Source organism: Ruegeria sp. SAZD011 (genome assembly GCF_059612545.1).
The window spans coordinates 192911-206773 of record NZ_JBXWQU010000023.1; the positions used below are offsets into that span (position 1 = coordinate 192911).

Genomic DNA, 13863 nt, shown 5'->3' on the forward strand with positions numbered 1-13863 from the left:
GGTCATGCGGGTGCTGCTGATCCTTGTGCTGTTGGCGGCGGGGTTCTGGGCGCTGACCCTGTGGCGTGCCGCCCGGCACGAGGCACGCGCGCAGGCCAGCCATCCCCCACAGGGCCAGTTCGTCACCGTGGACGGGATGCGCATCCATGCCGAGGTTATGGGCAGCGGCCCGGATCTGGTGATGATCCATGGCTCGAACGGCAATACCCGCGATCTGAGCTTTGTGCTGGCGCCGATCCTTGCCGGGCATTTCCGCGTCATCCTGCTGGATCGGCCCGGGCTGGGCTATTCCGATCCTGCCCCCGCCGGGTCCGAGGATATCGCCGGTCAGGCGCAACTGTTGATGCGGGCGGCGGTGCAGCTGGGCGCCGAACGCCCCATCGTGCTGGGCCACAGCTATGGTGGTGCAGTGGCGCTGGCCTGGGCGGTGCATCACCCCGACCGGCTGGCGGCGCTGGTGCCGGTGGCCGCCGCGTCGAACCCCTGGACCACGCCGCTGGACCTGCTCTACCGGATCACCTCGACCCGGCTGGGCGCGGCGGTGGCGGTGCCGCTGATCACCGCCTATGTGCCTGACAGCTATGTCGCCCGCGCGCTGGACGACGTGTTCGCGCCGCAACCGGCCCCCGCAGGCTATGACGCGCATTTCGGCCCCGGCCTGTCCCTGCGCCGCGGCTCGCTCAGGGCCAATGCCCGCCACCGGGCCAGCCTGTTGGAGGAAATCAAGGCGCTGCATCCGCGATATCGCGACATCGCGGTGCCCACCGAGATCGTGCATGGAACCGAAGATGACACGGTGAATTTCGACCTGCATTCGCGTACCCTGTCGCGGCAAATCCCCGGCGCGGTGCTGACCGCCCTGCCCGGCATCGGCCACATGCCCCAGCATGTGGCGGCCGAGAGAGTCGCCGAGGCGGTCCTGCGCGCCGCGACACGTGCGGGTTTGCGTTAATCGCCAACAGCTTCCATATTGAACCCAAACGGCAGCACAAGGGAGCGCGGGCAAATGACGGGCGCGACAACAGGCGAGATTTCCCGCTATTTCAACGACAAGGCACCAAAGGACATCCGCCGCGCCATCGAGAAGGCGGACAAGGACGATATCCTGAGCGCCAGCTATCCCTATGACGCGGAGATGTCGTCGAAAGCCTACCGGGCCGAGATGGAGGCCCTGCAGATCGAACTGGTCAAGCTTCAGGCCTGGATCAAGCAGAGCGGCGCCCGCGTCGCCATCCTGTTCGAGGGGCGCGACGCCGCCGGAAAGGGCGGCACCATCAAGCGGTTCCGCGAGAACCTGAACCCGCGCGGCGCCCGTGTGGTGGCGCTGGCGAAACCAAACGAGGCCGAACGCAGCCAATGGTATTTCCAACGCTACATCCAGCATCTGCCCTCGGCGGGGGAATTGGTGTTCTACGACCGCAGCTGGTACAATCGCGGCGTGGTCGAACATGTGTTCGGCTGGTGCAGCGAGGACGAGCGCGAACGCTTCTTTCGCCAGGTTCTGCCCTTTGAACATGACCTGACCGATGACGGCATCCACCTGTTCAAGTTCTGGCTGAACGTGGGCCGCGCCGAACAGCTGCGCCGGTTCCACGACCGCGAACGCGACCCGCTGAAACAATGGAAGCTGAGCCCGGTCGACATTGCCGGGCTGGACAAATGGGAGGCCTATTCCGCCGCCATCTCGGAAACCCTGACCCGCAGCCACTCCGACAAGGCGCCCTGGACCGTGATCCGCTCGGACGACAAGAAACGCGCGAGGCTGGCGGCGATCCGTACCGTGCTGGCGGGTATCGACTATGACAACAAGGACCGGGACGCGGTCGGCCAGCCCGATGCGGCCATCTGCGGAGGCCCCGACATCTGGAATGCGTAAGCAGGGCTATCATCACGGCAATCTGAAACAGGCGCTGATCGACGCGGCGCTGGAATTGATCCGCGCCAAGGGGCCAACCGGGTTCACCCTGTCCGAGGCCGCCAAGACCGCCGGGGTGACCCCCGCCGCGGTCTATCGCCATTTCGACGGGCGCGAAGAGCTGATCGCCGAGGCCGCCCGCCAGGGGTTCGAGATCTTTGCCGACCTGATGCAATATGCCTATGACAAGGGCCAGCCCTCGGCGCTGGCCGCGTTCGAAGCGACAGGCCGCGCCTATCTGGCCTTTGCCCGCAAGCATCCGGGCCATTACATCGCCATGTTCGAAAGCGGCATCTCGGTCAATCGCAGCCCGGAACTGGCCGCCGCCGCCAATCGCGCCAAAGCGGTGCTGGAACAGGCCGCCGCCGATCTGAGCGACCACATCCCCCCCGAAAAACGCCCGCCCGCCGCCATGGTCTCGGCCCATATCTGGGCGATGAGCCATGGCGTGGTCGAGCTCTACGCCCGCAATGCCGGAGCCACCGCCCCCTTTGCGCCCGAGGATCTGCTGGAATCCGGGGTCGGAATCTATCTGCGCGGGCTGGGTCTGATCGCGCCCGACTGACAAAGCCCCTTGCCTCGGTTGGGGTGTCCCGCTACCCAGACAGGGTGATTGCCGGAGTAAACTTGCCGTGAGCCATTCGATTTCCAACACCACACTTGTTCGCCGCGACCGCCTGCGCCAACTGCAACAACGGGAGAAAGCCTGGTTCGACCTGGAATTCCTCAAGGCGATGGCGCCCGAGGATCGCAGCCGCTGCATCGACCTGTTGGACCAATCGAAATCGCAACTGCGCCAGGACCTGTTCGCGCTGTGCCAGACCGGGTTCAAGGAGGGCGGTTTCTTTGTCGAATTCGGCGCCACCGACGGGATCGAGCTGAACAATTCCTACCTGCTGGAAACCGGCTTTGGCTGGAGCGGCATCCTCGCCGAACCGGCACGCGGCTGGCATGCCGCGCTCAAGGCCAACCGCACCGCCACCATCGAAACCCGCTGCGTCTGGCACACATCGGGCGAAACGCTGGGCTTTACCGAGGCGCCGCGCGGCGAGAACTCGGGCATCTCGACCTTCGTCAAATCCTCGCGCCGCATCCGCGGCCAGAATTACAAGGTCGAAACGATTTCGCTGGTCGAACTGCTGGAAACCCACAAGGCGCCCGGACATATCGACTATATCTCGATCGACACCGAGGGCAGCGAGTTCGACATCCTCAATGCCTTCGACTTCGACCGCTGGACATTCGGGGTGATGACGGTGGAACACAACCACGCCCCCCAGCGCGAGGACATCCACGCCCTGCTGACTTCGAAAGGCTATCGCCGGGTGCTGCCGGACATCTCGCGCTTTGACGACTGGTACCTGCGCGAAGGGTGAGACCTCCCTTTTCCGGGTAGGACCGAGGGGTCGCTGGTTCGCACGCGATCCTGTGGTTTTTTTGGAGTAGCGTCGCGTTTCCTGCGTCGTCAGCGTGGCTGCCAGGGATTGCGCGCCATCAGGCGACTGCGAACAGGCGCGGTCGGCGGGGAGCGGTCGTTCGCTACGTCAGTTATCAGAAGCAGCTTTGCGGACGAAGCGGTCAGTCGCCTTTTGATAACCAATGGCGCCGAACGGCCCTTTCCACCCTTGTCAAAACAAGATCAGTTGCCTCACGGACCTTACACTCAATCGCGAAGGATATCTCCTTTGGCATTCTCGATGAAGCCGTTGTTAGCTCCAGGTACAAAAAATGTACCATCGACCCAGACACCAGCTCCGCCATTATTCTCCACCAAGTTCCCCTCAAAGCGAGATATTTGGCTTCCGCTATGCAACTCAATGCCATGAACGGTACTTTGACGGATTTGCACCCGCTCAAAACTACCCAGCGCGCCGCCCGAGAATACGGCCCCTGATTTGCCCGCGTTGGCAATTTCGGTTTCGATCAGGGTGGCGACAACACCGGGGCCAATTGCCATCAGGCCGTGATCCGGCGTTGTGTCGATTCGGCTTTCGCGTAGCTCAAATGAGCTAGTATCGCTCAATACTATTGCCGAACCGCGCGCTTTGATCAAATCAAGCCCCGATCCGACGGCCTGTGCCGCGCCGTTCAGAAAAATGTGGGTGCCGTTCTGTTCAAAATGCCCGTCCTTTATCCGCAGCCGGTGTTTATCCATATCGGTCTCCTTGCCAACGATGGCGAGGCCAAACTTGCCGCAATCCTGAAAGCTGTTGTTCGTCACCTCAGCCGATGCAGATCGCGGCTGGAAATTGTAAAACAGCAGACAGGCCTCCCCGACATCGGCGATACCGTTCCCCGTCAGGCGCAGCGGCCCGTCGCGGACCACGCCCTCGATCCAGATGGCATGGGTGCCAATCTCGGAAAACAGGTTCTGCTCGAACTCCGCAGCACCGGCGTTTGTTTGATGAAATCCCACGCGCACATCGCGTATCTGATTCTCGACCAGATGCGCAGAGATGCCATCGACCAATCTGAATGCGTTTGAAGGGCTTCCGCCAAGCGTGTTTCCGGTGAATTCGATCCTGGCCTTCCCGTCCGCCGCGCCGGCCAAGGTCACGATCGACTTCCTGGTGTCGGACAAATCACTGTTCGACACCTGCAACAGACCGGCGAAATCGCTTGCCGTGATGGCGTGATCCCCGCCGCGCAGCTTACTGTCGCGGATTTCAAGCCGCGCGCTTCCGCCCAGGGCGACACCACGACCGCCAGTCACCTCGATCACGCTGTCCCTGATCGCCAGCATGCCACCTTGCACGGCAAGCGCGGTGCCCGTCTCGGTCATCCGCATGGTGAGACCTTCAAGCAAACCCTGATCGGCGGACCACTGCATTCCGGTCTCTCCATCCGCCTTCAGGACCACCTTGTCCGGTGCCCCACCAAGGCCGACGATCTCGACCGGAACCGAAACGTTCCAGGACCCGGCATACTGCCCGGGCTCGATTTCGATCCGTCCGCCGGGTTCGACCTGTGCCAGCGCCGCCTCAAGGCTTGCCACATCCGCTGACCCGGATGTGCCCACCACAATCGGCAGGGGCAACGCCTCGACCGCGCCGAAGAAACCCGGCATCTCCAGATAGTAGACGCCGTTGCCGGGCTCATACACCACGCTCGCAGGGCCGTCGGAAAACAGCACCCGCAACCCCAGCCGCTGCCCCTGCCAGGTTTGCTGCGCCCCGCTTTCATCGCTGAAAACAGCCTGAACCGCCCCGTCGCGCAGGCGCAGGCTCAGCGATCCGAACGGCCCCTCGAAGCGTGCCCGGAAACCGGGCAACGCCGCGCGGGTCATCGCGACGGGCGCGCGCTCGCCGGTGAATTCCACCTGCGCTACGCCCTCCTCTGGCGGCAGGAACGCAAAGCGCTGCACCGCGCCCTCGGCCTCGAAAATCCCGCGCAACGCCGCCCCGTCACGCTCGGCGTAAAGCGGATAACGCGCGCCCGAGATCGTCACGCTGCCACCGAAGCCGTCGCCTTCGGGATCGGGCCAGATCACCATTTGCACCGGGAAATCGAAATCCTCGCCGGCGGTGTAGATCCCGCTCATCCGCGCCTCGAACTCCTGCGCGGCACCCGGCAAGGCCCAAAACAGCGCCAGAAGGAAGGTCAATGTCCGGCGTAGGGTTTCCATCACGGTTGCTCCTCCAACATGTCCCGCGCTTCCTTTAGTGCGCTGGTGGCATAGAGTTCGAAGGGTGCGCCAGTCAGGTCGGGAGCGGGTCCGATCCGGTCTAAGGCGACCCGCTCCAGTTCTTCCGGGCGCGCGGCGCTATTGACGGTTTTTACCCGATAGCCCTGAGCCGTCGCCCAGTCCGTAACGCGCGTACTGAAACTGCTGACGTGCTCACGTGGAATGACCACATGCAAAACGGATCCGGCTGCAAAAACGGTTCGCTCAATCCTGTCCGGGCAGGGCATTTCGCGCTGCAGCGCTGTCGAGATTTCGCTCTCTTGGGCGTTGTACCAAACGCCATAGCCTCTCAGACCTGCGGTGCTACTGCCGGGAAAGGCTTTGCTATGCCCAGGTTCGGCATACCAGTCGCCGGGGCATTGCGCTTTCCATGCGGCATATTCGGCGCCATGAAAAGGTGGCCGTCCCCTTGGGCAATTGGCGCGAAACTGGTCGACCCGGCGTCGCCATTCTTCGCTCCGTCGCGTGTAGCAGGCCTCAACCGCCGCATAGGCCGGGTCATCCAGGTAGTAGAGGATTTGCACATAGCTTTCCTGCATGGCTTCCTGCTCTTGCCTCACAAACCCCTCCAGAACTCCCCGCAGCTCTGCGCCTGCCCGCGAGGTCAGCTGGATCGAGGCGCTGCGCGCCTCGCGCTCCTCCGCCAAGCGCTCGTCCTGCCGCAGCCTGGCAAAGGGCGTCCTGGGCGTTGCCACCCTGGGGGCGGTTTCGGGCCTGTCCTGTCGTGCGCGGTCGCCCAGCGGGTTATCCGCATCCACGCTGCTGATCCCCGCTGTCTCGGCCCGCGCCGCCACCCGAAGCGGAGACGGCGCTTCGGCTCTGGCCGCCCGGCGCAGGGGCGCGGTCGGCGCGGCGCGCTCTTCTTGCGGCTCGGCCTCGTCCTGCGCGTCCATTTCCTCTTTCAGGTCTTCCGTCGGCGTCTTGCCCCGCAACGCCTGTTTCAGGTGGGCCGTGTCGTCCCAAGCCGCGCCCGCCGCGTCCCCGGCGCTGTCTTGCGCCGTGTCGTCGGTGTCCGGGTCATCATCGCGGGCATAGCGCGCCAGGATGGCCTCTTTCTGCATCTCCTCGCGCTTGTCCTCGCGTTTGAAAAACCGCGTTGTGCGCTGCATCTGCTCCTGAAAGATCTGGTGATCATAGGTCACCGCCTGCTTTTCCGCCCCTTTCACGGCCTCGTGCAACGCATCGCGCGCCTTCCAGAAGGCCTCCACATCCGGGTCTGTTCCACCATAACGGGTCGGATAGGTATCCCAGTTCAGCCCCCCGGTTTCCAGCGCGTCCAGCTCCCGCATGAAATCGTCGAAAATCGAACTGGTCTTGCGCCAGGCATGATCCTGCAACCCCGTCACGCTTTGCCGGGCAGCCTCGACCCGCGCCGCCATCTCGCTCAATCGCGAAACATAGCGATCCGCCGTCAACCCGCCGCGCCACAGACCCAGCGCCGCGCCCTTGCCGCCCAGCCGCGCCAACACGCCCACCAGAGTGTTCTGCATCACCTCGACATCGTTGATCTTGTCCATCAGATCGCCCACGGCCGCCTCCACCACCGCCGCGCTCAGCGCCTCGTCCTCGGCCTCGAGTTCGGCCATGCGCGCCTCGAGCTCATCGGTGATCGGCGCCGCACCCTCTGCCTCGGCCCGCGCCTTGTTGCGTGCCGCCGCCAGGTTCAATTCGTAGGGCTCCAGCGAGATCTCGATCTTCGCCCGCGCCCGGTATTGGTACTTCGTCGAGCCCTCCACCTGCTTGAACTCGACGCTCAGGATGCGATAGCCCTTCAGCTTTCCGTCCAGGTCCACCGCCGCCGCATGCGCCTGATCGCCGCCATAGACGCCCTTGTATTCGCGCAGATGCGCCTCGGCCTTTTCCGCTGTCGGGAAACGCAAGGTCCAGTCGCTGTAGCGCGTCACCGTGGCAGGCTCCAGGATCGGCGCACCGGGCGCGTTCAACGCGGGATTGGTCTGCGCCGCCGCGGGCAACGCCAGCCAGATCGTCAGAAGCCACGCCGCGCCCCGCATCCTATTCGGTCGCCTCGATCGTGATCCCCAGATCCAACGAGGGCGCCGCCGGTGCAGCCGCGTCACCGCCAAGCGTCAATCCCGCCTCGGGCGCGGTGACCGAGGGTGGCGGCACCGCCGCGCCTTCTTCACGCAACCGCTCGGCCTCGGCGCGGGCGGCCTCTTGCGCCCCGCCGGCCAGCACCGCACGGACCACATCGGGGCGGTGAAACTGCGGCATCGCTTCGATGACCGACCGCGCCCGGCCATTCTCCACCGCCGACAGGGCCTCGATCCCCGCCAGCGTGCCGTCATAGAACCCGGCCGTCGTCGCCACCACCCAGTTCTGTCCTTCCAAGAGCGTCATCGTCGCCAGTTTCTCGCCGCTTGCGGTGTCATAGAACTCGTGCACGCCCGAGGCGCGCCCCAGAACCAGCACCTTGCCGCCGGCCAGCAGCCCGACCCGGGTGGAATAGTCCGGCAACCCCATATCGCCCATCACGGCGCGCAACGCCTCGGGGATCTCGATTTGCTCCGCGCCTTGTTCGGCCGCACCCTTGGGCCGGATGCTCAGGCTGTTCGCATCAATCGCAATCGCCCCCTGCAGGCCGTCGAAGAAAACTGTATCGCGCCCGTCGCTGGATACCGGCACGGTCTCGGAAAACTCCGGCGGCTCGGGCAGGCTGGCAGGATCGATGGAGATGATCTCCGGCTTGGTGGGGTCGAACACGTAAAGCGACAGGTCAGAAGTGCCGATAAACAGCTTGTCCCCGGCGGTTACGGCCACCACACCGAAATAGTCCCGCTCCGGGCGTACCCCGAACCGCATCACCTCGCGTGCGGCCTCAGGGTCGTAGATCATCACCGGCGTGCCTTCGCTGCCGATGATGGCCAGATGCCGCGTGCCCGGCACAAAGGCCAGCTTGTCGATGGCCGGAAAGCTCTGCTCCTGCATCTCCGCGCTCTGCACGCGCTCCAAAAGCAGATCGCCCGTCGCCCGATCATAGACGCGCAGCCCCGCATCCCGCACCAGCGCCATCAACGCCCCATCGTCGCTGAACGCCACCGATGTGGGCCGCGTCCAGTCGCCGGGCAACGCCGCGCCGGAGTTCCCCGAGAACAGCAGCGGCGCCTGCTCGACATTGTCGGGGTTCCACCACGCATAGGCCCCGAAATACGCGGTCCCGTCCGGGCCGATCTCCACCCGCTTGCGCCCGGGCACCACCTGCGCCACCGCGTGCCTCGAGAACGCATCGTTTTGCCCCGGCGCAATCGACACCACGTCGCCATTCTCATGTGCGCCCCACACCCGGCGACCCGACGCCGCCAACGCGTGAAACCCCTGATCCCGGCTGGCCACAACCTTGCCGGTCGTCATTTCCCAGATCACCACGCGCGCGGCGGTGCTGACCACCAGATGCTCCTGCGGCCCATCCAGCACCATCGCCGTCACCGACCCATGGCCCATCCGCTTGCGCAGCAGTTCCTTGCCCGTGGCCACCTCGTGGAACGCAACCGATCCATCCAGCGTCCCCACCGCCAGCACCCTGCCCCCCGGCAGGAATGCCGCGCGCTGCAGATCCGGTATCCGCATCTGGCCCACGAAACCACCCGTTTCCATATCCCACACCGATATCCCGCTGCGCGGGCTGGGCTGGCCATCCTCGCTCTCGTCGATCCACGTGGCCATCAGCCGCGCCTCGGGATCAAAGGCAAAGCCCCCGAGCGAGGCGAAATCCTGCCTGAAATAGCTCTGCGGCACCCCGATCTTCACCATCGGCGGGGGCGGCTCGGGGCTCAGACCCTCCATATCAAGGCTCAGGTCGACCGGAACCGAGGTGCCGTCCAGCGCGATCACCCCCCATTTTCCACCCTGCTTGACCGGGGCCAGCCCCTTGGCATGCCGCCAGAAATCCTCGAACTGAGGCTCGGCCGCAACGCTGCCGTCACGCAGCACGAAGCCCCGCTTGTCGCCCAGTTTCACGCCCGCCGCCCCATCGGAAAAACTGTAGGCCTGGTCGTAATCCCCCACGAAAAGCTGTCGGCCCGAAGCATCGACGAAACGCCACTTGCCTTGCGCGGTTTTCACCGGCATGAGGCCCTCGGTGAAATCCCGCATCCCTTCGAACGACGGCCACAGAACCTCTTGCGCGCCCCCGGGCTGAATGTTGTAAAGACCCCAGCGCCCTTCAGTCATGACCGCGGCATATCCGTCTTCCGACACCCTGCGTACCGCCTCGAACTGCTCCTGCACGGCGACCACTCGTTCAGAACAGCTCAGATAGCCGAATTTGCCGTCGCGCTTGAACGCCGCCATGCCACCGCTCGGCCCATAAACCCGCATTGCCCGGTCGCTGGTGGCATATACCTCGCCATCACGGGGATATTGATCGTCGAAGATATACGGCCGGTCGCCGACCTGCCCGGTGATGCAGTGACCTTCGTTGCCGCGCAGCGTGTCGATGGGCAAAGGTCCGTAAACCCGGGCGCCTGTCTGGTCCAGCACCAGCCAGCCCTCTGAAGTCTTTACGGGAATCCGGTCTGCCCACCGGCCAATCGCCTGGTGGGCAATGGCGATCCTTTCGCGCCCATCGGTGTCGATGATCCCCCAAAGCCCACCAAGCTTGACGGCGATATGTCCGTCGTTGGCCGCGCCAAGCGCCTCGAACTTCGGTGCCACGCGCCACTGGCCGTCAGCACCCATCAGGCCCCACCGGCCGCCCTGCATCAGTGGCACGACACCGTCAAACGCTGCGCCCGCGTCCTCATAGGCAGGCGCGGCGACCCAGCGAAATCCGTCCTCGGAAAATGCCGAGGTTGCCGTCAAAATCAATGTCGCACCCAAGGCTCGCCGGGCCCGGCAAAACCCGGCGGTCCACGACCACCCCGACAGTATCCTTTTCTTCTTCAATATGTTAGCCTTTCTCCGTCCCGGGCAAGTCGACCTCCAGTCTTGACAATCTGAACCTTAGGTCAACCCTTGGGCCAGACATTTTCGGCACTATGGACGCAACATCACCAGGCTATTCATTCGCTCAGGAAGGAATAGGATCAGGAGTCCTGCCGTCCGCTGTCCGGTGGAGGGCAACGCGTCGTGTGTCACATGCGATACTTGGCTCGACACCAAAGGCGCATCAGTCCACGGATAGAGGGTTGTGCAAGGACCACCGGCGCCGAAACGAAACGGTCGGCTTGCACGTTTGTCTGGACTTGCCGTTTCATGCCATGCACACCCTGAACCTTGCCGGCCCTTCGCAGGACCGGCCCTGACAAAGGCTGAACGACAAATGTTCTCACCCTGTAAAGTGGCAATCCTGGCATTGTCGATTGCCGGTATCGCCGCACCGCTGGCGGCACAGGATCTGCAAGCCCTGTCGCGCGATATCGGTGGCATCGAACGCGGATTCTGGACGAGATCGGTAGAAAACGATATTCACATAGACGACGATCAATTGGTCATTCGCCGCACATACAACACTGTAGTGGAGTGGATCGAACACGGCGTGCCGGGAAGAACCGTGACAGACCAGCTAGAATGGCGCTTACCCCTTGAACACTTGGTACGCGTTGACGTTGTATCGGCACCGGGCGGCGATCTGTTGGAGGGTGGTGATCAAGACAGCTACTGCCCGCTCACGGTCGCGCGGTTCAAATGCTCATCGGAGCAGGGTGACTGCGGCTCCTACCCTATTTTTGTGGTCTGTCGCTACAATTCTGCAAACTTGGTCAACATGCTGACAGCCCTCCAGGCCAGAGCACCGAAAATGATGATCACAATGGCCGAGTAGTATGAACCGCCCCGGGTTTGCCGGAGGCAGGTTGATCTAAGTTACGCAGCCATGGTCAGAGTTTCCAGAGCTGCGTGATAGTTTGCTTCGGCGCTGACGGGTCGGCCAGGGTATCACCCGTCGGTTCTGCTGAAGTTGTTCATCTACGGCTATCTGAACCGTGTCCCGTCCAGCCGGGCGTTGGAGCGGGAGGCCGGGCGCAATGTCGAGGTGATGTGGCTGACGGGTCGGTTGACCCCAGACCACAAGACGATCGCCGACTTTCGGCGCGACAATGGTTCTGCGATCCGCAAGACCTGTGCGCAATTCGTCGAGCTCTGCCGAAGGATTTGAGTTTTGAACGGGGACTGCGTTGCTATTGATGGCTCCAAATTCAAGGCGGTGAACAATCGCGACAAGAACTTCACCAAGGGCAAGATCGCCAGCCGGATTGCCCATCTTGAGGCCAGCATCGAGCGTTACCTCGAAGAGATGGTGCGGGTCGATCTCCAGGAAGAGGGAGAGGCGCGGGCTGAGAAGACTGCCAACCTGGCGCAAAGATCCGACCGCATCCGGCAGGTAATCCAGCGGCTGCAAGGATTGAACGAGGCTTTGAAGGATGCCCCTGACGGCCAGATCTCCCTGACCGATCCGGATAGCCGGTCCATGGCCACCAGCGCCAAGGGGAGCGGTTCTGTGGGCTACAACGCTCAGGCAGCGGCGGATACCGAGATCCATCTGATCGTCACGCATGATGTGATCAATGCCGGACACGACCGCGAGCAGCTGTCACCGATGGCCGAGGGGGCGAAGGCCGCGCTCGGGAGTGACGAGATGAGTGCTGTGGCCGACAAGGGATACTTCAGCGGCCGCGAGATAGTGGCCAGCCACGAGGATGGCATCACCACGACCCTCCCCCGGCCGGAGACATCTGGCAACCGAAAGAAGGGCATGTATGTGAAGGCTGACTTCGCCTACGACGCCGATGCGGATGTCTACCACTGCCCGGCCGGCGAGACGCTGAGACGCCACTACACGACCGAGGAGCAGGGCTTGGTGGTGCACCGCTACTGGACCAACCTCTGTCAGACTTGCGAGATCAAGGCACGCTGCACGACCGGCAGAGAGCGCCGGATCACCCGATGGGAACATGAGCATCTGGTCGACGAGATGCGCGACCGCATGAGCCGAGATCCTGCCTTGATGAGCCTCCGCCGCTCAACCGTCGAGCATCCGTTCGGCACAATCAAGGCCTGGATGGGGGCAACGCACTTCCGGATGCGCACGCTCAAGAATGTCCGAACCGAGATGGCATTCCATGTACTGGCCTATAACATCAAGCGGATGATCAACCTGATCGATGTGCGGGGGCTTCTGGCTGCAATTCCGGCCTCATGAGGGGCGCTCAGTTCAAATCGCACCGCAGAAAACGCAACAAGAGCGCAGATTCAGCCCCCTCTCGTGCATAAGGCGCCACGATGGTCCAAAATCGGGTGCCTCCACTAAATCGACCGGAACATTCCTTTCGTCGAGAGATCGCGCGAGTTTCCACACACCGTAAGCGCTTCGCCGATCACCTCCTGCCGGGCTGATGCTGGTTGTGCGAGTCCTTCTGCCGAGGTTGGGCAGGATTGGACGGCAAAATGGACGGCTCTTTGGACGGCTCGACGGATGGCTACGTGGGCAGGATCGAGGTTCTGGAGGGGCGATCCGGCCGGCGCATGCGGAGCGAGGCGGAACGGGCGCGGATTGCAGCCGAGAGCCTGGTTCCCGGGGCGAGGGTTGCGGATGTCGCGCGACGGCATGGGGTGACGCGTTGGCAGGTCTATGACTGGCGCAGGAAGCTCAAGTCGGGCGCTCTGGCGGTGCCGGCCGCAGCGATGCGGGAACCGATGTTTGCCGCGCTGGTCGTGGAGCAGTCGGACCCGACCCCGCCACCGCCTGACCAAAAGAGCCGTGTCGAGGCACGGCCGTGCCGGATCGAATTGGTTGTGGACGGCGTCATACTGCGTATGCGCTCGGATATCGACGCGGACCAGTTGTCCCGGATGATCCGCGCGATCCGGGCGGCGTCGCGATGATCTCGCCGGCTGGTGGGCTGCGGGTCTACGTGGCGACACGCCCGACGGATTTCCGCAAGGGCATGGACGGCCTGGCGCTGCTGGTCCAGGAGGTGATGGGCCTCGATCCGTTCAGCGGCGCGGCCTTCGTTTTTCGGGCCAAGCGCGCGGACAGGATCAAGATCCTGGTCTGGGACGGCACCGGCATCGTGCTGGTGCACAAGCGGCTCGAAGGCGCGAAGTTCGTCTGGCCGCAGGTGCAGGACGGCGTGATGAAGATGTCCCCGGCCCAGTTCTCGGCGCTGTTTGAGGGGCTCGACTGGCGGCTTGTGCGGCCCGAACGCGTGCGGCGGCCGGAGCTGGCGGGTTAGAGCGTGTCGCCCCTGATCGGATTCAGGATTCCCATGATGCTTGCCTTGTGATTCCATGTCTTTGAAGCAGATAT

10 protein-coding genes and 1 pseudogene are annotated in these 13863 nt (G+C 63.7%); 8 read left to right on the top strand and 3 right to left on the bottom strand.

All coding sequences use genetic code 11. The annotated features are described in order from the left end of the window. Positions 1 to 4: 4 nt before the first annotated feature. The 4 genes from AC2FLM_RS12655 to AC2FLM_RS12670 all read left to right on the top strand — a co-directional run bounded on the left by AC2FLM_RS12655 (position 5) and on the right by AC2FLM_RS12670 (position 3291). Complete coding sequence (locus AC2FLM_RS12655) at positions 5 to 952, top strand: alpha/beta fold hydrolase (RefSeq protein WP_496858328.1); 948 nt, start codon at positions 5 to 7, stop codon at positions 950 to 952. Positions 953 to 1006: 54 nt separating this feature from the next. Then, positions 1007 to 1876: a polyphosphate kinase 2 gene (gene ppk2 / locus AC2FLM_RS12660; RefSeq protein WP_496858330.1), complete on the top strand. Its 870-nt coding sequence runs from the start codon at positions 1007 to 1009 to the stop codon at positions 1874 to 1876. After that, complete coding sequence (locus tag AC2FLM_RS12665) at positions 1869 to 2480, top strand: TetR/AcrR family transcriptional regulator (RefSeq protein ID WP_234136483.1); 612 nt, start codon at positions 1869 to 1871, stop codon at positions 2478 to 2480. Before ppk2 ends, AC2FLM_RS12665 begins: the two co-directional genes overlap by 8 nt. Positions 2481 to 2547: 67 nt before the next feature. Beyond that, complete coding sequence (locus AC2FLM_RS12670; protein WP_496858333.1) at positions 2548 to 3291, top strand: FkbM family methyltransferase; 744 nt, start codon at positions 2548 to 2550, stop codon at positions 3289 to 3291. A gap of 287 nt (positions 3292 to 3578) precedes the next feature. Here the strand turns inward: AC2FLM_RS12670 and AC2FLM_RS12675 are convergent, their stop codons facing one another. From AC2FLM_RS12675 to AC2FLM_RS12685, 3 genes are read right to left on the bottom strand one after another with little or no spacing between them, the layout of a single operon-like run. Beyond that, positions 3579 to 5540, bottom strand: a complete 1962-nt coding sequence (locus AC2FLM_RS12675; RefSeq protein WP_496858335.1) for a right-handed parallel beta-helix repeat-containing protein — start codon at positions 5538 to 5540, stop codon at positions 3579 to 3581. Beyond that, positions 5540 to 7612, bottom strand: a complete 2073-nt coding sequence (locus AC2FLM_RS12680) for a hypothetical protein (protein ID WP_496858337.1) — start codon at positions 7610 to 7612, stop codon at positions 5540 to 5542. The genes AC2FLM_RS12675 and AC2FLM_RS12680 overlap by 1 nt, the downstream gene beginning before the upstream one ends. Before the next feature lies 1 nt (position 7613). Beyond that, positions 7614 to 10424, bottom strand: coding sequence for a WG repeat-containing protein (locus AC2FLM_RS12685; protein ID WP_496858339.1), 2811 nt, complete (start codon positions 10422 to 10424; stop codon positions 7614 to 7616). A 454-nt stretch (positions 10425 to 10878) separates the two neighbouring features. Here AC2FLM_RS12685 and AC2FLM_RS12690 point away from each other — a divergent pair, with 454 nt between their 5' ends. From AC2FLM_RS12690 to tnpB, 4 genes and pseudogenes are all read left to right on the top strand, one after another. Next, positions 10879 to 11379, top strand: a complete 501-nt coding sequence (locus tag AC2FLM_RS12690) for a hypothetical protein (RefSeq protein WP_496858341.1) — start codon at positions 10879 to 10881, stop codon at positions 11377 to 11379. Between the two features lie 90 nt (positions 11380 to 11469). Further along, positions 11470 to 12756: pseudogene (locus tag AC2FLM_RS12695) on the top strand (IS1182 family transposase); the annotation flags it as partial. 245 nt (positions 12757 to 13001) lie between these two features. Next, positions 13002 to 13439, top strand: a complete 438-nt coding sequence (gene tnpA / locus AC2FLM_RS12700; protein ID WP_496858343.1) for an IS66-like element accessory protein TnpA — start codon at positions 13002 to 13004, stop codon at positions 13437 to 13439. Continuing rightward, a complete protein-coding gene (gene tnpB / locus AC2FLM_RS12705) occupies positions 13436 to 13789 on the top strand; it encodes an IS66 family insertion sequence element accessory protein TnpB (RefSeq protein ID WP_496858345.1) in 354 nt (117 codons plus the stop codon). Before tnpA ends, tnpB begins: the two co-directional genes overlap by 4 nt. Positions 13790 to 13863 lie beyond the last annotated feature (74 nt).